This window comes from Bifidobacterium imperatoris (assembly GCF_002860405.1).
In the GTDB taxonomy this organism is placed as follows: Bacteria; Actinomycetota; Actinomycetes; order Actinomycetales; family Bifidobacteriaceae; genus Bifidobacterium; species Bifidobacterium imperatoris.
Map to the genome: position 1 here is coordinate 13,862 of NZ_NMWV01000021.1, position 22,985 is coordinate 36,846.

Consider the following 22,985-nt stretch of genomic DNA (forward strand, 5'->3'; position numbering starts at 1 on the left):
GATGAAGCTGATTACCGCTATCATCCAGCCCCATAAGCTTGACGACGTCAAGGAGGCTCTCGCAGCCGCCGGCGTGCACGGTCTGACCGTGTCCGAGGCTAACGGCTATGGCCGTCAGCGTGGCCACACCGAGGTTTACCGTGGCGCTGAATACACCGTGGACCTGATTCCGAAGATCCGCATCGAGGTTCTGGCCGATGACGCCGATGCCGAGACGCTGGTCGGTGTGATCGTCAAGTCCGCCGGCTCCGGCACCATCGGTGACGGCAAGGTGTGGGTTGCCCCGCTTGACTCCGTGACTCGCGTGCGTACCGGCGAGACCGGTTCCGCCGCCATCTGATAGGCGTCCGATTCCTCCAGAGAGGTTCGGGCTATCAAAGTAAGACAGGTCCCCGCACGTTGCGTTCGTCGCCGTGCGGGGACTTTTTATATGCGACACCATGTGACGCATTCCGGCGAATGCGTCACGTAGAGGTTCCATCTGTGACGCATTCCCCTGATTGCGTCGCAGAAGATGTGTTCCACGGTATGTTTCACGACGCATTTCCGGGAATGCGGCATGTAAGGGTTCCGTTTGCGCAGCATTTCCAGGAATGCGTCGCCCCCGAGCTCGAAATTATGGCTAATACGGAACTAGTACGAAAGGATGCACATGGCATCGGCAGTAGATGGTTTGAAGCAACGATTCATGGATATGAGCCAGCCGGATGCGGATGGTGTGTACCGCAACGGCACTGCTAAACGTAAGGCCCGCACTGACCTGGCCATGCAATGTCTCACAACGCTGTGGGATGAGGCCACGCAAGCCGTTTCCTTCGATGTTCCTGCTTCCGGCATCGGTTTCGCGGCGGTCGGCTCGCTCGCCCGCGGTCAGATTGGCCCGAGCTCCGACCTCGACCTGGTCATTATTTATGAGCCTCGTGCACTGAACGATCAGCAGCTCAACGAACTGGCCAATAAACTTTGGTACCCCTTGTGGGATAGCGGCCTCGACCTTGACCATTCCATTCGCACCCGTGCCCAGTGCGAAGAGGTCACCGACCATGATTTGCCTGCCGCAATGGGTTGGCTCGATGTCAAGCCCATCGCCGGAGATACCGAACTCATTCGCACTACTGCCGCGTCTATTCTGGAACGCTGGCGCAAAGCTGCTCGCAAACGTTTGCCGGAATTGCTTGATTCCGCAAAATCCAGGCTTGATGAATTCGCAAGACTGCAATACGTCAATCAGCCGGATATTAAGGAAGCGCGCGGTGGATTGCGCGATTCAGTGCTGATTTCCGCGCTCGCCACATCTTGGCTGGCCGATCGCCCGCACGGCAGCTATGACGAGGCTGTGGAACGTCTGCTCGATGTGCGCGACTGCATTCATTTGGTGGCCGGCAAAGATACGAATCTGCTGCTGACTCCCTACCAAGCCAAAGTGGCGGCCATGCTTGGTCTCGCTGATCCGACTTGGCCGGAAAGCGAACGCGCCGCGTATTCGATTGATGATCTGCAGACGATGCTCGCTCGCCTCGGCCGCCGCATTTCCTTCGCGCTTGATTCCACGGCCTCCCGTGCGGAGCATTCGCTGACGCATGAAAAGCCGCGTTTCGCGTTCTTCCAAATGTTCTCGCAGCGCGCTGGCGGCAAGCGCGAAGCCCCGCAGTTCGACATCGTGGCTCCCGGCATCGCCAAGCATGAAGGTGAGCTGGTGCTCGCCCCCGGTGTGGAACCCGCCAAGGATGCCAAGCTCGCATTGCGCATGGCTGTGGCGTCCGGCGAGTTTGGCTTGCCGATTAATCCGTCCACGCTGACTAATCTCAAGAACTGTCCGATTCGCGATAATCAGTGGGATGATGAATCTCGCGAACTGTTCGTGCGATTGCTGGCTTGCGGCCCGCAATTGATGAACGTGTGGGAAAGCATCGACTTTGTGGATATTCCGGGCCGATGGATGCCGGAATGGCTTGGTATTCGTAATCGTCCGTCCGCGTCGGCAGCTCATCGATACACCATCGACCGTCATATGGTGGAGGTTACGTCGCGTATTACGCGGGATACTCCGTCGGGTGGTCGGTATGACGATGAGCATTATCAGGCGCTACTGCTTGCTGCGATTACGCATGACATCGGTAAGCGCGCGTTCGTGCGCGATCATGCCGCCGAAGGTGCGCGTCATGTGCCGGTGATTTTGAAACGTATGGGATACCCGCAGCAAATTATCGACTGGGCGACTGTGCTGGTGCGCGAGCATCTGACACTCTCCGAGTATGCGACAGGTAAGGATCCCAATGATCCGGCTGTAGTAGCTGATCTTGCCGATCGACTCAATCATGACAAGACGCTATTGGATATGCTGTTCGACCTGACTCGCGCTGACGGTTCCTCGCTTGGTGCCACCGCAGGCGAATCAATCATCAAGAAATACGGCTGGTCCAAATGGCGCGAACAAATCGTCCTCACCATGTACTCCGCCGTTCGCGCCGCAATGTAAACAAAAGCCTCCCTCTGGCAAGAGAGGCTGGTGGGGATTTGCGCGAGAAAACCCAGTCAATAGCCTCCCTCTGACGAGGGAGGTGGCCGCCGCAGGCGGACGGAGGGAGAGAAGCGCGGCTATGCCGCAAAAACAACAGTATCGGCCAACGGCCGATGCCGTCCCCCCTACCTCATCCACACATCCCCGCGCACGCGCAAGCCATTGCACAGTCCACGCCCGCCCATCAGAATCACATTAAAAACAGTCCAAATCAGTACGGTCCGCGCAGCATCGCTGCCCAAACCCGGCGCCACCATACCCGCCAATGGCACAATGAGCGCAATATACACTACGGCAGTCAACGTGCAGGTTATCGCCAGATACCGGTAATCGCGCGCGCCAATCAGAATGCCGTCAATGGCCATCATCCAACCCTGCAGTGGGAAGAAGACGCCCATCGTCACCATACCCACGGCAATCAGCAGCTGAATATGCGGCGTGGGGGAGAAGAAATGCCCCGCGAATAAGCCAATAATGGCAAAGCCCAAGCCGATTGCGGTGCCAGTGAGCGCGCCCATGCGCCCGGTCGCCTTGGTCAGCATGCGTGCTCGCGGCCTATCGCCAGCGCCAAGTGCAGTAGCCACCAATGCCTGCCCTGCAATACCAACCGAATCGAGCATGTTCATCGCAAAGTTCCAACTGGAGTTCACTGCCTGAAAACCGGCCAATACCGAGGTCCCCATGCGGGCCGCGCTCGCCACCGTCACTACCATTGCCGCGCGAATCGCCAACGTACGAATGAACAAAGGAATGCCGTCGCCGCCCGCCGCGGCAATGCCGGCGAGTCGCGGTCGCAAACTTGCGCCATCCGCACGAGCCCACAGAATTGCGGGAACAACAAGGAATATGCCCATATACCATTGCGCAATCAGCGTTGCTGCACCGGAGCCAGCGATGCCCCAGCGGAATACCAGCACGAACAGCACCTCAAGCACTGTGTTGAGGATTGCGCCGCTGACCGCTGCGATCAGGGTAATGCGCACCTTCTGCAATCCGCGGAAAATACCGTTTGCCGCATACACCAGCAGCATGCCGGGCGCGCCCAGCACGATTGCACGGGTGTAAAGCGTGGCCTGACGCAGTACCTCGCCTTGACCGCCGAGCGCGCGGCACAATGGTTCGGCGGCGGCAAACAGCGCGAGGCCTAAGACGATGCCGATGCCCAAAGCCAGCCATAATCCGTCGATTCCGGCCTGCAATCCTTCACGGCGTTTGCCGGCACCCAGCAGATGCGCTACTTGCGCGGTGGTGGAGTAAGCGAGGAAAATGCACAGGCCCACGGCGGTCAGAATAATGGTGGATCCGATGGAGAGGCCGGCCAGTGCGGCATCGCCAATATGCCCCACGATTGCGGTGTCGATCAGAATAAAGGTGGGTTCGGCGATGAGCTGGCCGAAGGTGGGCAGTGCCAGCGCCAGAATCTGGCGACTTGATGAGCGGAAGGTCGGAGACTGTTGGTGCACGTTCGCCTGCATATCATGCTTAACTACGTTGTGCAACTCGCCTCTTTCGCTGTGCAATGTTATCCCCAGACTATCCACCAAGTTATCCCCCGTATGTGGATAACCAAGTGGATTATCCACCAAGTTATCCCCAAAATGTGGATAACTTATTTTTCTATCCACATTGGCGGCTTCTGCGTGTCGTTCGCGTCACATTCCGGTGAATGCAGCGTGAACAATGTGGGGTCTGAGAGGGAGCAGCTGGGGCAGATTACGCGGACTGAATGGTGTGGGTAGCGCGAGGCGGGTGGAGTGATGGCGCGAATCGGGGTGTAGATGGCCTGGATTGGACGTGGCAGTCCCGTTGCAGCTTGGTGGTGACTCGGCAATCGTCATTATGTACGCGTCTCGACGAAGCGTCCGCAAACATAGTGATGATTATGAAGTCAGAATCGTCATTATGTACGCGGGCCAACGAAGTACCCGCATACATAATGACGATTTCGGGGCCAAAAACGTCATTATGTTTGCGGCACCCCGGTTCAGCCGCGTACATAGTGATGGATTCCGGTGGTTGTGGCCGCACTACCGCCCGAACTAACGGTTACGCGCAGAGTCTGATGGTTGCAAGATGCGCCTTCTATACTGGGGAGCTATGGCAGAAGGAAGCGACAACTCGTATCAGAACTACGCAGGTGGCTCAGACAACGGCGGCAATCGCGCTGGCCGTGGCGGTGCGCAAGGCTCGGCAGCATCAGGCGACCCGATTTTCGACCGTGTGCCTCCGCATGATGATGACGCGGAAATGGCAGTACTTGGCGGCATGCTGATGAGCAAGGACGCCATTGGTGAAGTGTCGCAAACCATTGACGTCACTGATTTCTATCAGCCCAAGCATCAGACGATTTATACGGCGATCATTGACTTGTTCTCTGCAAGTCAGCCGGTGGACGTGGTGTTGGTGGCCAATCAGCTGCTCGCTGACGGCAATCTTGAAAAAGTCGGCGGCGCTGATTATCTGCACAGCTTGGTGGCTTCGGTGCCGACTGCGGCAAACGCTATGTATTACGCCGAAATCGTGCATCAGCGTGCGATTTTGCGCAATGTGATTGCAGCCGGTACCAAAATTGCTCAGCTTGGCTATTCCGCTGAGGGCTCGCAGGCTGAGGATGTGGTCAATCTCGCCCAGTCCGAGATATACGAGATGTCGATGGGCAAAGTTCGTCAGGACTATGCCGCCATCGGACCGGTGGTGCACGACGCACTCGACCAGTTGGACAAACTGCAGAACGGTTTGGTGCAAAAGGGTGTGCCGACCGGCTTCCGCGATATTGATGATGTGACTCAGGGCTTGCAGCCTGGCCAGATGGTGGTGGTGGCAGGCCGCCCGGCTATGGGTAAGTCCACGCTTGGTATTGATTTCGCGCGAGCTGCCGCCCTGCATCATAATATGACGTCCGTGGTGTTCAGCCTCGAGATGAGCAAGGTGGAGCTCGCCCAGCGTATTATCTCCGCCGAAACCAATATTCCGATGGCGGCTCTTCGCCGTGCGGACGATATCACGCCTGAACGTTGGAACACGTTGAACCAGTTCTGGACCAAAATGCAGAACGCGCCGCTGTTCATTGACGACAGTCCGAACATGTCCCTGATGGAAATCCGTGCAAAATGCCGCCGACTCAAGCAGACCAATGATCTGAAGCTTGTAGTCATCGATTACTTGCAGCTGATGACGTCCGGCAAGGCCGTGGAATCCCGCCAGCAAGAGGTGTCCGAATTCTCCCGTGCGCTGAAGCTCCTGGCCAAGGAGCTCGAAGTGCCGGTGGTGGCCTTGTCGCAGCTGAACCGTGGCCCGGAAATGCGTAACGACAAGAAACCGCAGCTTTCAGATCTTCGTGAATCCGGTTCAATCGAACAGGACGCCGATGTGGTGTTCCTGGTGCATCGTCCGGACTTCTATGATAAGGAAGACCGCCCAGGTGAGGCCGATATCATCATGGCCAAGCATCGTAACGGTCCGACTGAAACCTTCCATCTTGCCTTCCTCGGTGCCACGTCCAAGTTCAAGGACATGCCGCAGGACTACAACGCCAATCAGGGGGTGTGATGATGTTTGTTACTCCAGCCATCGGAAAACTGGTTCGTGCGGCCGCGCGCGTTACCAAACATGGCGGCTCGGCGTTCCCGGGCAAAATCGTGGAATCCGTCGACCCTGGGTTCCTGACCCGCACGCTTGCGCAATTGCCGCTTGGCGTGGTGCTGGTCTCCGGCACGAACGGAAAAACCACCACCACCCGTATGGTGTCTTCCATGCTTTCGGACTTGGGGCTCAAGGTGTTCACCAACCCCACTGGTTCGAACTTCGTGCGAGGTGTGGTGTCTGCTCTGCTGAACGAGGTCAATTTGGCCGGCAAGCTGGACGCGGATATCGCCGTGCTCGAGCTCGATGAAGCGTATGCGGTGCATTTCGTCAAGCAGGTCAAGCCGCGCTATGCATTGCTGCTCAACGTGATGCGCGATCAGCTTGATCGCTTCGGTGAAATCGACACCACTGCCAAACTGCTCAGCCATGTGGCCGAGGCAACCACCGGCACTGTGGTGTTGAACCGCGAAGATCCACGCATCGCCGCGCTTGCAGCCAAGGTTCCGGCCGGCACGCAGGTCAAATACTTTGGTTTGGCCGATGATTTGCGTCATTATTTCCCGTCTGATGACGACATGGCCACGACAGTGTCCGTGGAATCCGGCGCGGAGAAGACGGCGCAGACGCGAAGCGGACTGAGGGGGGCAGCCCCCGAGCTGCCTGCGGACGTGACGCTGACCGCAGTCGGCGATCACGAAGCCACATTCAATATGGACGGGCAGGATTACTCCACCGCAGTCAAACTCGAAGGCGTCTACAACCTGTACAACGCTGCGGCCGCGCTCGCCGTAGTGCGCGCGGTCATGACCAATGCCGCCGCACAATCCAAGGCCATCACGAACGCCAACGCCTGCGCGGTCAGCGCCGATGAACTGATTGCTGCGGTCTCTCGCGTCACCCCGGCATTCGGCCGCGGCGAGGTTATCAATGTGAACGGTTCGCCTGTGGAACTGCTGCTGGTCAAGAATCCGATGGGCTTCCGCCTTTCGCTTGCCAGCTTCAGCCCAGCCGGTGCAGACACGATGATCGCCATCAACGACCAGTACGCCGATGGGCGAGACATGAGCTGGCTATGGGATGTGGACTTCACTTCGCTGCGAGCAAGCGGCGTAAACATGGTGTCCGGCGTGCGCGCCTGGGATATGGCTTTGCGCCTCGGCTACGATCAGGTGCCGGTCGAGCAGGTGGAACCCGATCTGGAGCGGGCGGTAACCACGTTCGTCACCAGCAATCCCGGCACTCGTAAACATATGTATTGCACGTATACCGCCATGCTGAAAGCGCGCGCGGTATTAGGCGGAATCACTGAGGTCAGCGACGCAGGAGTGGGCCGATGAGCAAAACAATCGATATCGTGTCTCTGTATCCGAAAGACATGAACATTTACGGTGACTCCGGCAACGTGCTCACCATTCGCCGCCGACTGGAATTGTACGGCTACCATCCGGTAGTGCATCAGTACAATCAGGGCGACGAGTGGCCTGAGCAAGTAGATCTGATTCTGGGCGGCGGCGGCCAAGACACCGGCCAGAAGAAAATCATTGATGATTTCTATATGCGAGCTGATCTGCTGCGCAAGCTTGCGGCAGATGGTGTGCCAATGCTGATGATTTGCGGCCTGTACCAGCTGTTCGGCGAGTATTTCGAAACCGTAGACGGCACAAGGCTCGACGGCATTGGTGTCATCGGCGCGTATACGGTAGGCCAGGATGTGCGCATGATCGGCAACCTTGTAGAACATTCCGCACAGTTCGGTGATGTGATCGGCTATGAGAATCATTCCGGGCAGACGTTCCTGAGAGATGGCGTGCAGCCGCTCGGCACAGTCGACGCCGAGGGCCAAGGCAACAACGGTAAGGACCATACCGAGGGCGCTCGCGTAAACAATGTGATCGGCACGTACATGCATGGTTCGCTGCTGCCTAAGAACCCTGCAATCTCCGATTTTCTGATTGAAACTGCGGCAACCCGCCGCTATGGTTCGTTCAGCACGACTGATCAGACTTCGGAACAAGCCGCTGAGCTTGCGCGACTCGACCAAGTGGCCGCCAACGCGCGCAAAGCCGCAGCCGCACGCCCCCGGTAAGTGTATTCCACTAGACGAAATCAGCTGTAAGGCCTAGCGTCAAGGACGTGCATGTGCGCTAATCTTGTGAATACGAGACAAGGCATCAGGCTGCGTCGAACCTCGAAGGAGGGGTTATTATGGCTGATTTTGATCTGGGCGAAGGCGTCCGCAAGGTTCTGCTGGCCGGCATCGGTGCTCTGGCCACCGGTTACGAGAAGAGCAGCGCCATTGTTGATGACCTGGTAAAGAAGGGCGAGCTGACCGTTGAGCAGGGTAAGTCGCTGAACACTGAGCTGAAGCGCAAGGTGGGCGAGGCTCTGGTCAACGATGCCAATAAGGACGAAGCCAAGGAAGAGCCTATCGACACCACTGAGGCTGATTCGTCCGATTCCGCCGATAAGGACTGATTGCTTTCGTGACTGCAAAGACAACGGAACAGACGACGCAGCACAATGCGCGCGGCACGATGCCGCATACTCAGCCGGACGCCTCATCTGAAGCGTCCGGCTCATCGTCGTCTGCTCCGCAGTCTGCGGCCACTAGCACTGCGGGCAATGCTCGCACTACTGGAACCTCCAGTTCCACTGATTATCCGATGACTGCCGCCTACGCACAATGGGCTGCAGTAAATACGGAAACTATTGGTCTGTTTGGACCAAGGCGAGATGATTTCTCCCAGCGCTATCATCTGACTCGCCGCAGCAAGATGAAGCGTTTGGCGCAAATCGTGCGCATCGTCAACCAATTCGATGCGCTGAAAGGTTTGACGCCAGTGAAAATGCGCCTGATGTTCGAGGCGCTCGGCCCCACATTCGTTAAAGTGGGCCAGATTCTTTCTATGCGTTCCGAGATTCTGCCGCAAAGCTTCTGCGACGAACTCGCCAAACTGCGCGCGGATGCGGATCCAATGCCATACGCCACTGTGCTGGATGTGCTGTCTGCTGAATATGGCCGCCCAGCAAGCGAAGTCTTTGCGCATATCGATTTGAAACCGTTGGGCTCGGCGTCGCTGGCTCAAGTGCATCGCGCGACGCTGAAAACCGGCGAAGATGTGGCTATTAAAGTGCAGCGCCCAGGCGTGCGCGAAACCATGGCGCAAGACGTTGCTATCATGCGCTCTATTGCCAAAGCCGCCACCAAAGTGATTCGCAGCTCGCAGATCGTCGACTTGCAAGGCGTGGTTGAGGAGCTGTGGGATACCTTCGAATCCGAAACAGACTTCCTTGTAGAGGCGCGTAATCTGGCTGAATTCAAGCGATTCGCGTCACGCTTCAAATACATGGATTGCCCGACTCCATACCCGGACCTCTGCACTGAGCATGTGGTGGTTATGGATTATGTGGATGGTATTTCCGTTTCGCATGCTGACGAGTTGGTGGACGCCGGATACGATCTCAAAGACATCGGCACCAAGCTGGTGGATAATTACGCCACGCAGATTCTGGACGATGGTTTCTTCCACGCGGATCCTCACCCGGGCAATATCATCATTCGCGGTGGGCAGATTGTTCTCATCGATCTCGGCATGACCGGCCGGCTTGATGCCAAAACCCGCGCGGTGATGAAAGAGATGATTTTCGCCGTGGCCAAGCAGAATTCGCCGGATTTGGCCGACGGATTACTGCGATTCGCTGGCGCTGAAGCAGACCCGGCTGATTATCCGTCCTTGCTTGCCGATCTTGACGTTATCGTCAAGGAATATGGCACTGTTGATCTCAAAGACTTGGATTTGGCGGCATTCATCACCGCGTTGACCTCGTTGGCGCAGCGTCATGGCATCGAAGTGCCGAGCAGTATCACTACCGTGGGCCGCGCGTTGGTCACGTTGGAAGGCTTGCTGGACGAGTTCATTCCAGACGTGAACATGATTGAAATCATTTCGCAGCACATCGCAACATCCAAGAGCACAAGCCAAGCCATCAAAGATGAACTGAAGGATCTTGGCGTGGAAAGCCATGTGGCGATTCACAGTGCACTGGACGCGATGAGCGAGCTCAACGTGGCCGCCCGTATGCTCACGCGCGGTCAGCTGCGCATGAACATGGAGCTGGTTGGTTCGCAGGAACCATTCCAGTTGCTGTCTGACATGGTGAACCGATTGACGATGGCTCTGATTGTGGTGGGCTTGTTTATTGGTTCGTCGATTGTGTATTACGCCGGCATGAAACCGATTATTTTCGGTATTCCGATTGTGGGCTTTATGGGCTATGTGGTGGCCTTTGTGCTCGGCTGCTGGATTGTCATCGACATCTATTTGAAGGGCCGCAAAGCCAAGAAGCGCTAGTCGGCAAATCTTTCTATCCTCCATATCTCATGGCGCTGGCATCTTCATATTGCCAAAGTTGCCATATGCTTTTTCTGTTTATTTGAAACCGATAAAAGAAAGAATTAAGCAAAGTTCAAGAAACGCCGGAATATAAGCCATTTCGATGTTTTAATTTGACTTTATACCGGTATCAAAATATAGTTTCTTCTGACAACGGAGAACGAGGTCGGCAAGGACGGCGAACAGTCCAAGCCGGTCAACACAATTCGTTCACACCGACGTCAGCACCAACCACCGGTGCATAAACCACAGAGAAAAAGGAAACCTATGTCATCCACAACGAAGAAGGATGTCAACAGCCTTTCGGTGATCCTGCCGATGCTGTCCATATCGCTGTTCCTCACCAGCTACAGCGTCGTCAACGGCGTTATCCCACAGTTGGGGCGTGCGCTTAACGTCGATAACACCGCCGCGGAGTTGCTCTCCACCACACCATCATTGACTGCACTGGCCACGCTGCTCATCAGCCCGGCGCTAGCGCGATTCTTCGGCCTGAAGAAGGTTATCGGTGCCGGTCTGTTCCTTGTGGGCATCACTGCATTCGTGCCGATGTTCGCCACGAACTTCGCCGTTGTGATGGCTGCACGTGTGCTCTTCGGTATGGGTCTCGGCTTGTACAATTCGCTGGCCATCACCCTTATTCAGATGCTGTATTCCGGCAATCGCCGCGCTACTCTGCTGGGTATCCGTGGCGCCACCGAAAACCTTGGCCAAGCCATCATGACCGCACTGGTATCTGTGTTCGTGCTCATCGCCGGCTGGCAGGGTGCCTTCATCGTCTACCTGTTCGCATTCCCGGTGCTCATCTGGTTCTGGTTCCAGGTTCCGGACGTCCACCTCGATAAGTCCGGCTCCTCCGACATGGAAGCCGAAGAGAACGTCAACATCTACCCTGAGCAGACCAGCCCCATCCTTGGCGCATTCTGCGTGTGCGCCGCGCTGTATATGGTGTTCTTCAACGCTATCAATGTGCGTTTCGCTGAAATCGCTCAGAAGATTCTGAACGATCCTCACCATGATTCATCCGTAATCATCTCCGTAGGCATCCTGTTTGCCGTGGTTGCCGGCTTTGTGTATGGCTTCCTGGAAAAGAAGTTCGGCGATAACACCTATTACATCGGCATGGGTGTCTACTTCCTCGGCAGCTTGCTCGTCTCTCTTGCCGGCAGCAGCTACGTTGTGCTGGTCATCGGCTTCTTCCTGTTCAACTTCCCTGGCCCGATTCTGGGACCGTTCCTGTGCAACCGCATCCCGAAGTACGCAAAGAAGAGCTCTCAGGCATTCTGGTCCACCATGATCATCCTGTCCTTCCACGTGGGTGTGTTTGTTTCCCCGCTGGCTATGAGGGCAGTCACCATGATTACCGGTTCCACTGATCCTGCCGCTCCATTCCCGTGGTTCACTGCAGGCTTTGCCATCATGATTGCTGTGGTTTTGGCTTGGCAGCTTACTCATAAGAAGAACGCTCAGCCAGCTTTGGCCTGATAGTTCTGAACTGTTCTGAACGCAACCGTGTAATTCAAGAATCTCTAGCCTGATTCCAAGCGCCTCGTTATGGGGCGCTTTTTTGTACCGGTATACATCGAACGGTTTGCGTACAATGAAGCGCACAGAATATAAGCCAGGCGGTTAACCCGTGCGGTATGCCGGTGTATGACTTTGGAACCCCAAGTCAGGGAGGTATGTGCATGCCTAGAACGAAGCGCGGTACCGCGCCTTCCATTCGTGACGTGGCTGCGGTGGCCAATGTCTCAGTGCCCACGATGTCGCGGTATTTGAAGGATCCTAGTCGGGTTAGCGAGAAAAAGCGTGTAGCTATCGCGGCCGCCATCGAAAAGCTGAACTACCGGCCGAATCCTATCGCCCGCGCTCTCGCCCTCGATATGAGCGAATCAATTGCGGTGATGTCTGCCGATACCAGGCTGTATGGCCGCACGCAAACCTTCTATGGCATTGAGCGTAAAGCTCAGGAAATCGGCTATCCGACTACTATCTATGTGCTTGATTCGCGCGGTGGTGATTGGATGTTAGGCAGCGTGCGATCCTGCCTGGATCGCAGCCCGGCCGGTGTGATTCTTATTGATTATGATCGCTTAACCGATAGTGTGGTTTCCCATATTCCAACCACAACTCCGTTGGTGATTATCGGTGGCCCTCGGCATGAGGATCGGGCCCAGATTCATTTGGGCGAGTATGACAGCGCTTACACGATGACCAAGCATTTGCTGGCTTTAGGGCATGCAACTGTGCATTATGTGGCAGTGCCGTCTGATGTTGATGCGCGCGAGGATGGCTGGCGCATGGCGCTCAGCGATGCGCATGTGCCAGCTCCTGCGCCGATTGCTACCACGTGGGATGCGGAAAAGGCCATTGCTATCGGGCAGCAACTTGGCAATGACGACAGTGTCACTGCTATTTTCGCCGGCAATGATGAGATTGCAATGGGTGTGATGCGAGGTTTGGCAATCGCTGGCAAGCGGGTGCCTGAGGATGTGATTGTGGCCGGATTCGATGATCACACGCTTTCCCGGGTGTGGAATCCGCCGCTGACTACGATTCGGCAGCACTTTGATGAGGCTGGCGAGCACGCGGTCACTATGCTCAAACAGCAAATTGATGATGTGGTCAACAATCGTCCACGCGGCGAGGCGTGGACGATGTTCGATACGATTGCCGGCGAATTAGTGGAACGCGAGTCCACCGGCGAACTCGTGCGCGGCTGAGCTACTGACGCGTCACTTCAATGAGCACGGCATGTTCAGGCGCGAGCTGCGGCGGGCGAATACCCCACTGAGTGAGCGTCGCACCATCTACCGTCGTACCCTCGTCCGTCCACCAGCTCAATGGTGTGCGGCAATTCGGGCTGAACTCCTGCTCGTAGCGGGTGATGCCGCCAAGTGGGCGAATACGGTAACGTGCCGTATCGTCCAAGCCGGGCAGCCGAACCAAACCATACGGGTAATCCTGGGATGATGAGACTGCGGCGAATCGGAAAACCGCGCGCGAACGATCCGGCGCAATAAGTCCATCGACGCGAATGGCCGGATCGGGAACATCGGCATGCACCATAACGCCTTGAGGAATATCCTGCCGACGCTGCTTATACAAATCCACCCAACTCTTGAGCTGCTGCAAATCAGCATCATTGAGCTTCATAATGTTCCATTCGATGCCGAGATGGCCGAAGAACGCCATCGACGCACGCATAGTAAGCGACGTAGCGCGGCGGGTCGCATGATTCGGAGACTCGGAAATATGCTCGCCGATCATCTCCGGCGGAACCAACAATGATGTGCCACGCTGAATGTCGGCGCGCTCCACGGGATCGGTGCAATCAGAAGCCCAGACGCGGCTGCAACGTGCCAAAACGCCGGCGTCAATACGGCCGCCGCCAGACGAGCAGGATTCGATTTCCAATCCAGGATGGCGTTCGCGCAGATGATCGACAATCGCATAAAACGCTTCGGTCTGCTTATGCACGGCAGGATGACCGGATGCAGGAGAGATGGGCTCGGTGAGGAAGCGGTTGTGATCCCATTTGATGTAATCGATATGGTATTCACCCACCAAAGTGTCGATGGCATGCTCCACATAGGCAGCGGCTGCAGGATTCGTCAGATCAATAACCTGCTGTGCGCGCGATGCCATCGGCAGACGCTCATTGTTCGGAGCGAGCATCCAATCAGGGTGAGCGCGCGCCACATCAGAATCAGGGCTGATCATCTCCGGCTCAAACCACAAGCCGAATTCCATGCCCAAATCGTGCACATGATGGGCTACGGTTCCAAGACCTTCCGGCCACAGCGTGGAATCGACCTGCCAATCACCAAGTGCCTTGGTATCGTCGCGGCGGCCTTTGAACCAACCATCATCAATAACGAATCGCTCCACGCCAATCTCAGCGGCGCGATCAGCCAAGGCAATGACCTTGCCTTCACTTTGCGCAAAGTACATGGCTTCCCACGTGTTGAGCATCACCGGGCGAGGCTTTGCAAGTTCTGGATGCAGCGCGCGCAAGTACGCGTGGAATTTCGACGAAACCTCGTTCAGGCCATCACCGACGCCAACAAGTAGACGTGGCGCATGATACGTGGCGCTTGGTGTCAATTCGATTTCGCCCATGTACGGCAGTTCGCCGCCGCCGATAACACCATGCGTATAGGGTGTGCGCTCAATGAACGTGGTGGAATTGCCGCTGAATGCCACGTGAGCGGAGATAACCAGCCCATGTTCGAAGCCGAAGCCGCGCTCGCCAGCGGTGAGCAGGGTAGTGGCGTTGAAATTCGGGCGACCCATGCGCGATTCCTTAGCGAACACGCCTTCAGTAAGGGGCTGACGTTGCAGCGCACGTTCGCGAAGATGGTGACCGGTGCAGGATTCGACTTCCGATACCTGAGGCGGCAGCGGTACAACCGGTGCCAGGCGTTGAACGGTCAATGGTGATTCGCCGGTGTTGGTCAGATCGGTGTCTACGCGAATAAGTCCTTCTGCGCCGATGGCAACAGTCATATGCAGAGCGAGCTTAGCGGTATTGTCTGCCGCCTCGATGGTAATGGAACTTTCAGTGGTGGTGACGTGGGACACGTTCAACTCAGGGAACAGTTCCACGCCATTGCGTGCCACTTGGATGGCAGGTGTTCCGGTCCAGCCTTCAGCCTGCGTGGGTAGCAAGGAAGGCATTTCACCGATTTGAAGACCTGCGTCAAGCGTCTGTGGGAACTGTGGGTCCGGTTGTATGGCAGTGGGCTCGTTTGCCGCTGCCGGAGCTGGTGCATGGGCAAGCGTTGATGTGGCCGCGCCGCGCGTGATGGCAACGATACGCGGGAATCTGCTTTCGCTAAGCCCGATGGTCACATGGGTCAGCTTGCTGGTTGGTGGGATAGTGGTGGTGCCATCAGGAGCCTGCGTCGGCTGGTTGATGGCGATGGTGGTCATCTGCATGTGCATACCTCGTTGTTATGGGTGATAACGAAGAATATCATATAAGATTTATACCGGTATAACAATTTAAAAACGCAGTAAATCTGCCTATAAATAGATAAATAATGATACCGATATAATTTTGTGAGCATATGACGCTCCGCCGCGGGAGTCTGCAGCGGAATATGCGAAAGCCCGGATCAAATTCGATTCTGGTCCGGGCTCTTGGGAGATATGCTGTACTGTACTTCAGTCCAACGGCAGCGTGGATTCGCGCTGAATCAGGCGGCAGGGCACATAATCCACACCATGATGCGGATTGCCGTCGATGGCATCCATCAAATACCGTGCTGCTCGGCGACCGATGGCCTCAGTTTCATTATCAATCGAAGTCAGCGACGGGCGAGAACCGGAAGTCAACACCGACCAATTATCGTGACCGATAACGGCAACATCATCCGGAATGGCCAAACCCTGCTGCTTGAGCACATCAATGCAGCCGCGAGCGAGCTGATCGCTCTGACATACCACGGCATCGAATTTCACGCCTTGATCAAGCAGAAGGCGAGTGGCCGCGCGGCCCCAGCCTTCTTCCCACTTGCCATAACGAACCGGGCCAGCCGGCTGAATGCCGAGCTCGGCCAGCGCTTCGAGCGCACCTTTGGTGCGATCGGTGGCTGCCGTATAGGTTTCATCGCCGCCAATAATGGCGATATGCCGACGCCCGCAGGAAATCAGATGATTGACTGCCATGCGGCCGGCGTCCACATTGTCGCAGGTGACTGAGCAGTCATCAGTATTGGTAGAAGGGCCGTATACATACACCAACGGCACACCCCAGTCCTGGCCAAGTGAGGGGCGAGGGTTGGTTTCACGCTGCACAATCAGCAGACCATCGACTTTCAGCGACAGCAGCTTTTCCACATGTTGGCGTTCGAGTGCAACATCGCCGCGTGCGTTGGCCAGCAGTACGGAAGTGGATTGTGCGCGCAGCTCATTTTCTGCGCCGATAAGAATAGGGGTGGAGAAACGGCCTTGGAGGTCGGAGGTGACCAAGCCGATTAATCCGGAAGTGCCGCGGGCGAGAGATTGCGCCAATTTGTTGGGGGAGTAGTTCAATTGACGGGCGGCATCGAGTACGCGCTGTTTGGTGTCGTCGCTGATGCGTGGCTTGTTGTGCAGCGCCTTGGATGCGGTGGCCAGAGACACTCCGGCCAGCGCGGCTACATCTTCGAGTCGTGCCGAACGTCCGGTCGGGGTCTGGGACATCATGCCTCGATTCCTTTTATTCATATATGTTGTAGTTCTAGTATGCGCGTTTGCGCTTGCCGCCACGCTCTGTTTTCGTCGGGTGCCTGGAGGGCGTATCACCGAGAAACCAATGCGCGGCGAAGTTGCCAGTAGAGTACGTCGCTGTGCTGCATCGTATTGTAGCGCGAAAGTGCGAAAAATTTTCGCAAGGTGTGTTTCACTGGGTATGTTTTATAACAAAGCGATAACAGAAATGTTCATTTTTGCAGAAAGTGCATGAAAGCGTTTGGTTTGTGTTTGTTTTTGTTCGATTAATACGACACGCCGTGAAAACGCTGAAAATAAGCCAATAATTTAGTGGGTGATGTGCTGAGGATGGTGGCTTGAACCGGTTTGATATGCGAAAGAAAGCGAAAGTGCGAAAGCGGTTTTGCAAAATAAGTCCCGTTCGTTTATATTGAGAAAAGGCTTTCGCAGAGTTTCGTTCTACCGAAGAAGAAGGATGGAACCTCGAAGGACCGGAGGCGGAAACTCCGCCACCGCCTCTCAGAGATGAGCGGAACATTTTAGAGAAAGAAGCGAATATGTCCTTCAACAAGGTCACTCGTGCACTCGCAGGCATCGCTGCCGCTGCAATGCTGATCCCGCTGGCCGCCTGCGGCGGTTCCGGCAATGGTGGTTCTGCTACCGCCGAAGGCATCCCGGCCAAGGGTACCGATGATGGCACCGAAATCACCCTGTGGACCCGTTCCCCGCTGGAGCGTCAGGCCAAGGCTGCTGTTGAGGCTTACAACAAGAGCCACAAGAACCAGGTCAAGCTGGAGATCATCCCGAACGATGATATGGAAGGCAAGGTCGGCGGCGCTTCCCAGACCGACTCCCTGCCGGATATTCTCGCCGGCGACGTTGTTCGTATTCCGTACTGGGCCTCTGAAGGCATCTTCACCGAAATCACCGATCAGATCAACGGTCTCGACAACCTGAAGGACATTCAGCAGGGCCACATCAAGGCTGGCACCGTGGATGGTGCCGAGTACACCCTGCCATTCATCACCGATGTTTCCGTGTGGGTCTGGAACAAGGACCTCTACAAGGAAGCCGGCCTGGATCCTGAGCAGGGCCCGACCGACATCAAGACCTTCACCGAGCAGGCCAAGAAGGTCGCCGCTCTGAACAAGGACGGCGTTGCCGGCTCCTACCTCGCTGGTCAGTCCGGTGGCGCACTGGTCTTCGACCTCTTCCCGTCCGTGTAGGCTGATGGCGAATCCGTCATGAACGACGACGGCACCGAAGCCACCCTGAACAACGACTCCATGAAGGCCGTGCTCGACTCCTACAAGGAACTCGCCAACACCACCAACGGCCTCGGCGCAGGCTCCAAGGAAGAGACCGGTGCCACCTGGACCGCTCCGTTCGCCAACGGCAAGATTGGTGTGATGCCTTACCCGAACACCTCCCTCAACGACATCTTCGATGCTGAGAAGGACGGCGGCTTCCAGGTCGGCGTGACCCCAATCGCTGGCACTTCTGGCAAGACCTCCACCTTCCTCGGTGGCGATGCAATGGGCATCTCCAAGGACTCCAAGCATGTTGCTCAGGCCTGGAACTTCCTCTACTGGCTGATGCAGTCCGACACTCAGAAGGAAGTCTTCGCTGACAACGGCTACACCGCTTCCAACATCCAGACCCTGAAGACCGCTTACAAGGATGCTGATCCTCGTATCCAGACCATCAACTCCACCATCATCGATGGCAACGGTCAGACCCCGAAGTCCGCAGCCTTCAACGAAGCCTTCAACGCCGCTGGTTCTCCGTGGCAGCTACTCGTCCAGAACGCTGTCTGGGGCGACGGCAACCTCAAGTCCGACAACCAGGCTGTGACCGACGTCCTGTCTGCTCAGTGAGCTTGAGATCAGCAATCAGCTGAACTAGCTACCAATAACTGAATATCGCTCCCCTCAATCGCTTACGCGATAGTTCCTTTCAAAGGAACTGAGCATAACCATCTGGCTCCCCTCCTCGAGGGGAGCTGTCACCACAGGTGACTGAGGGGAGCATTTCTATGTCCAAAACATACTCACAAAACACATCATTCGACTGTGTTCTGTTGCCAAGGCCGATTCCAGCTTCCTGTTGTACTCTCCTTCCTTTTCTCCTTCGTACAGGAATCGACCTTGATAACGGATTGCATTTCGATCCGAAATTCGATCAAAGTTCGATCGTCTGATCACATCCATTTCCCCACAAAGGAGTGAAACATGTCGAATGTTTCCAAGTCCGCCGCGGCCGTGCCTGAGCACAAGTCCACGGCAAAGGCCCAGGCGTTCAAGCGCGGTATCCTGTACGCGCTTCCGGACTGGGTAATGATTATCGTCCTGTTCTTTGTACCGATCGTGCTGCTCGTCATCATGGCATGCTCCCGCTGGAGCCTGCTCGGCGGCAACCGTGGCACCAACTTCCCGGACAATTTCGCCAAGGTATTCGAACACAAGCTATTCTGGCCGTCCATCGGCTTCACGCTTGAATACACCGTGATTGTGACGATTTTCCTGCTGGTGCTCGGCCTCGGCATGGCTCTGATCGTGCAGGAATCCACCAAGTGGAACAATGTGCTGCGTACCTGCTTCCTGCTGCCGTCCGCAACCGGTCTGGCCTCCGCATCCCTGCTGTTCTACGCACTGTACTCCCCGCAGGTTGGCCCTGTGACCAAGATTCTCTCCACGCTGGGTCTGATGCAGGAAGGCGGCTCGGTGCTCGCCACTGGCCAGTCCGCCCTGTGGGCCACAATCATCGTCATCGTCTGGCGCTTCTCCGGCTACTACATGCTGCTCATGATGATCGGCCTGCAGGCCATCCCCGGTGACCTGTACGAAGCCGCTCGCATGGATGGCGCCGGCACCTGGCGTATCTTCCGCTCCATCACCTTGCCGCTGATGAAGCCCACCATCGTGATGTGCCTGGTCTACTGCGTAACTGGTTCCATCCTCGCCTTCGACCAGTTCTTCATTCTGACCAAGGGCGGCCCGAACAACTCCACGATGACCGTGGTGCAGCTCATCTACAACTTCGCCTTCGATTCCAAGAAGGACCTCGGCATGGCAGCAGCTCTCTCGCTGGTTGTGCTCATCGCCCTGGTGATTATCAACTCCATTCAGATGCGCGGTATGCGCGACAACACCAAGTGAGAAAGGGGAGGTAATTCATTATGACTACCCCATTGTGGAAGCGCGTTATCGCTCGAATTCTTGAAGCCTTACTGGCCTTGATCTTCATCAGCCCGCTGATCTGGGTTGTGATCAGCTCCTTCAGCCCGCAGCCCGGTTCCGCCCAGTCCAAGGGCTGGGGTGTGGCCAACTACTTGACCCTGTTCGGTTACCAGGAAGGTCTGCCGAAGTACCTGTTCAACTCCATCATCGTTAGCCTCGTCGCCGTGGTGTTCTCCGTTGTGGTCTGCACTCTGGCCGGCTACTCCTTCTCCCGCTTTGACTACCCGGGTCGTAACCTCGGCTTCATGGTGACCCTGTCCATCCTGATGGTGCCGTACGCATCCCTGCTGATCCCGCTGATGGTGTGGTTCAAGGATATCGGCCTCAACGACACCCTGCTCGGTGTCGGTCTCGTGATCACGCTGTTCCAGCTGCCTATGAGCACCTTCATCATGCGTAACGCATTCGATGCCATCCCGAAGGATATGGAAGAGGCCGCTATGGTTGATGGCTGCAACTCCTTCCAGGCACTGTTCAAGATTCTGGTTCCGGTGGTCAAGCCTTCTATGGTGACCGTTGGCCTGCTGGCCTTCCTCGAGGCATGGAACAACTTCATGATTCCGCTGTACTTGAGCTCTTCCGCCAAGTCCACCCTGCCGCTCGCTATGGTGAACATGCGCCAGCAGACGATGGGCGTCATCGACTACGGTGCCACCGAAGCCGGCGTTGTGGTTCTGCTCATCCCATGCGCCATCCTCTTCCTCGCACTCCAGAAGTACTACGTGAAAGGTTTCATGGCCGGAGCGGTCAAGGGCTGATTATGAAAGTAACGATTACATCACCGTTCTGGAAGCAGCGTCGCGACCAGATCGTCGAATCGGTGATCCCGTACCAGTGGGGTGTGATGAACGACGAAATCGACACTGTCGTTCCCGACGATCCTGCTGGCAACCAGCTATCCGATAACAAAAGCCATGCCGTAGCCAACCTGAAGGTGGCTGCCGGTGAGCTTGACGACGAATTTCACGGTATGGTCTTCCAGGATTCCGACGTCTACAAGTGGCTTGAGGAAGCCGCCTACGCGCTGGCTTATCATCCGGATCCTGAACTGCAGGCACTGTGCGATAAGACGGTTGATCTCATCGCCCGTGCCCAGCAGGATGATGGTTATCTCGATACGCCGTATCAGATTAAGTCAGGTGTGTGGGCCAACCGTCCGCGCTTCAGCTTGATTCAGCAGAGCCATGAAATGTATGTGATGGGCCACTACATCGAGGCTGCTGTGGCATACCATCAGGTGACCGGCAATGAGCAGGCGCTTGATGTGGCCAAGAAGATGGCTGACTGCCTGGACGCGAACTTCGGTCCGGAAGAGGGCAAGATTCATGGTGCCGATGGCCACCCGGAAATCGAGCTCGCTCTCGCCAAGCTGTATGAGGAGACACATGAGGAGCGTTATCTGACGCTCGCCCAATACCTCATCGACGTGCGTGGCCAGGACCCTGAGTTCTACACCAAGCAGCTCAAGGCCATGAACGGCGACAATATCTTCCCGGATCTGGGCTTCTACAAGCCGAGCTATTTCCAGGCAGCCAAGCCCGTGCGTGACCAGCAGACTGCCGATGGCCACGCCGTACGCGTTGGCTACCTGTGCACTGGCGTGGCACATGTCGGCCGCTTGCTTGGCGATGAGGGTCTGATTGAAACTGCAAAGCATTTCTGGAAGAACATCGTCACCAAGCGCATGTATGTCACTGGTGCCATCGGCTCCACCCATGTGGGCGAATCGTTCACTTACGATTACGATCTGCCGAACGACACGATGTACGGCGAAACCTGCGCCTCTGTGGCTATGAGCATGTTCGCCCTGCAAATGTTGGACATCGAAGCCAAGGGCGAGTACGCCGACGTGTTGGAGAAGGAACTGTTCAATGGTTCCATTGCTGGCATCAGCCTCGACGGCAAGCAGTACTACTATGTCAACGCTTTGGAAACCACGCCGGATGGTCTGGCCAACCCGGATCGCCACCATGTGCTCTCTCATCGCGTGGACTGGTTCGGTTGCGCCTGCTGCCCCGCCAACATCGCCCGACTCATCGCATCCGTAGATCGTTACATCTACACCGAGCGCGATGGCGGCAAGACCGTACTCAGCCACCAGTTCATCGCCAACAATGCTGAGTTTGCATCCGGCCTGACCGTGGAACAGCGTTCCAACTTCCCGTGGGATGGTCATGTGGAATACACGGTCGCGCTGCCTGCCTCCGCACAACTCAGCTCCGTGCGTTTCGGCCTGCGTATTCCTGGCTGGTCGCTGGGCAAGTACGCGCTGACGGTGAACGGTAAGCCTGCTGCTGCCGATGTGGAAGACGGGTTCGTCTACCTGACGGTCAACGCCGGCGACGCGTTGGAGATTGCTCTCGATTTGGACATGAGCGTGAAGTTCGTGCGTGCCAATTCCCATGTGCGCTCCGATGCCGGTCAGGTGGCCGTGACCCGTGGCCCGCTGGTCTACTGCTCCGAGCAGGTGGATAACCCCGGCGATCTGTGGACCTATCGCCTTGCCGATGGCGTGACCGGTAAGGATGCCACTGTTGCGTTCCAGCCTGACCTGCTGGGTGGTGTGGATGCCATCGAGCTGCCGGCGGTACGTGAGACCGAAGACGATGACGATGCTCCGCTCTACGTGGATGCCGATGAAGTGCGTGCCGGTGAGCCGGCCACGCTGAAATTGGTGCCGTACTACTCGTGGGCCAACCGCGAAATCGGCGAAATGCGCGTTTTCCAGCGTCGCTAGTCCATCATTTCCGAGGATTGCCTCGGAATGCAATAAAAAAGAGCTGCTCTGCCGGCAATCAGTCGGTAGAGCAACTCTTGAATAGATTCTTATGCGATTGAGGCTTGTGAAAGCTGCAATCACATAGGCCAGTTGTGCGAATCGATTGGAGCCGAGAAGCGCATCTGGGGAATGAGGTCTCCCGTGTAGGTACATGCCTGCACGGGAGATTTTTATATCTCCTTATTGTAGTGGGAATCCTGTGCACAATTGCGAAAATAAATGCGAAAATGGTGAAGTAACAAGGATTTTGTTCGTTTGAGCCTTGTAAT

At 56.3% G+C, this 22,985-nt stretch carries 15 protein-coding genes and 1 pseudogene; 13 read left to right on the top strand and 3 right to left on the bottom strand.

Features of this window, described 5'->3' with window-relative positions; all coding sequences use genetic code 11:
- Window position 1 precedes the first annotated feature (1 nt).
- Both Tam1G_RS07745 and Tam1G_RS07750 read left to right on the top strand, forming a co-directional pair.
- Window positions 2-340 carry a P-II family nitrogen regulator gene (locus tag Tam1G_RS07745; RefSeq protein WP_003828096.1) on the top strand — a complete coding sequence of 113 codons (339 nt, stop codon included), beginning with the start codon at window positions 2-4 and terminating at the stop codon, window positions 338-340.
- Between the two features lie 312 nt (window positions 341-652).
- On the top strand, window positions 653-2,479 hold the full coding sequence (locus Tam1G_RS07750; RefSeq protein WP_101626091.1) for a [protein-PII] uridylyltransferase family protein: 1,827 nt from the start codon (window positions 653-655) through the stop codon (window positions 2,477-2,479).
- Window positions 2,480-2,646: 167 nt separating this feature from the next.
- On the opposite strand, the gene Tam1G_RS07755 is transcribed toward Tam1G_RS07750, so the two are convergent.
- Window positions 2,647-3,996 (bottom strand): MATE family efflux transporter, encoded by a 1,350-nt coding sequence (locus Tam1G_RS07755; RefSeq protein ID WP_165781956.1) that lies wholly within the window; start codon window positions 3,994-3,996, stop codon window positions 2,647-2,649.
- 622 nt (window positions 3,997-4,618) lie between these two features.
- Between Tam1G_RS07755 and dnaB the strand changes: the two genes are divergently transcribed.
- From dnaB to Tam1G_RS07790, 7 genes are all read left to right on the top strand, one after another.
- Complete coding sequence (gene dnaB, locus Tam1G_RS07760; protein ID WP_242689697.1) at window positions 4,619-6,070, top strand: replicative DNA helicase; 1,452 nt, start codon at window positions 4,619-4,621, stop codon at window positions 6,068-6,070.
- 2 nt (window positions 6,071-6,072) lie between these two features.
- Window positions 6,073-7,443, top strand: a complete 1,371-nt coding sequence (locus Tam1G_RS07765; RefSeq protein WP_101626104.1) for a Mur ligase family protein — start codon at window positions 6,073-6,075, stop codon at window positions 7,441-7,443.
- Window positions 7,440-8,192: a type 1 glutamine amidotransferase gene (locus Tam1G_RS07770; protein ID WP_101626094.1), complete on the top strand. Its 753-nt coding sequence runs from the start codon at window positions 7,440-7,442 to the stop codon at window positions 8,190-8,192. Before Tam1G_RS07765 ends, Tam1G_RS07770 begins: the two co-directional genes overlap by 4 nt.
- Before the next feature lie 119 nt (window positions 8,193-8,311).
- Complete coding sequence (locus Tam1G_RS07775) at window positions 8,312-8,581, top strand: hypothetical protein (RefSeq protein ID WP_101626095.1); 270 nt, start codon at window positions 8,312-8,314, stop codon at window positions 8,579-8,581.
- 59 nt (window positions 8,582-8,640) lie between these two features.
- Window positions 8,641-10,458: an ABC1 kinase family protein gene (locus Tam1G_RS07780; RefSeq protein WP_101626096.1), complete on the top strand. Its 1,818-nt coding sequence runs from the start codon at window positions 8,641-8,643 to the stop codon at window positions 10,456-10,458.
- A 309-nt stretch (window positions 10,459-10,767) separates the two neighbouring features.
- A complete protein-coding gene (locus Tam1G_RS07785) occupies window positions 10,768-11,985 on the top strand; it encodes an MFS transporter (protein WP_101626097.1) in 1,218 nt (405 codons plus the stop codon).
- A gap of 203 nt (window positions 11,986-12,188) precedes the next feature.
- Window positions 12,189-13,223 (top strand): LacI family DNA-binding transcriptional regulator, encoded by a 1,035-nt coding sequence (locus tag Tam1G_RS07790; protein WP_165781955.1) that lies wholly within the window; start codon window positions 12,189-12,191, stop codon window positions 13,221-13,223.
- Between the two features lies 1 nt (window position 13,224).
- On the opposite strand, the gene Tam1G_RS07795 is transcribed toward Tam1G_RS07790, so the two are convergent.
- A complete protein-coding gene (locus Tam1G_RS07795; RefSeq protein ID WP_242689698.1) occupies window positions 13,225-15,441 on the bottom strand; it encodes an alpha-galactosidase in 2,217 nt (738 codons plus the stop codon).
- 228 nt (window positions 15,442-15,669) lie between these two features.
- On the bottom strand, window positions 15,670-16,692 hold the full coding sequence (locus tag Tam1G_RS07800; protein ID WP_101626099.1) for a LacI family DNA-binding transcriptional regulator: 1,023 nt from the start codon (window positions 16,690-16,692) through the stop codon (window positions 15,670-15,672).
- Between the two features lie 563 nt (window positions 16,693-17,255).
- Here Tam1G_RS07800 and Tam1G_RS07805 point away from each other — a divergent pair.
- The 4 genes and pseudogenes from Tam1G_RS07805 to Tam1G_RS07820 all read left to right on the top strand — a co-directional run bounded on the left by Tam1G_RS07805 (window position 17,256) and on the right by Tam1G_RS07820 (window position 22,674).
- Window positions 17,256-18,575, top strand: a pseudogene (locus tag Tam1G_RS07805) (ABC transporter substrate-binding protein).
- 354 nt (window positions 18,576-18,929) lie between these two features.
- Window positions 18,930-19,856: a carbohydrate ABC transporter permease gene (locus Tam1G_RS07810; RefSeq protein ID WP_101626100.1), complete on the top strand. Its 927-nt coding sequence runs from the start codon at window positions 18,930-18,932 to the stop codon at window positions 19,854-19,856.
- A 20-nt stretch (window positions 19,857-19,876) separates the two neighbouring features.
- Window positions 19,877-20,695, top strand: a complete 819-nt coding sequence (locus Tam1G_RS07815; RefSeq protein WP_033890669.1) for a carbohydrate ABC transporter permease — start codon at window positions 19,877-19,879, stop codon at window positions 20,693-20,695.
- 2 nt (window positions 20,696-20,697) lie between these two features.
- Window positions 20,698-22,674, top strand: coding sequence for a glycoside hydrolase family 127 protein (locus tag Tam1G_RS07820; RefSeq protein WP_101626101.1), 1,977 nt, complete (start codon window positions 20,698-20,700; stop codon window positions 22,672-22,674).
- Window positions 22,675-22,985 lie beyond the last annotated feature (311 nt).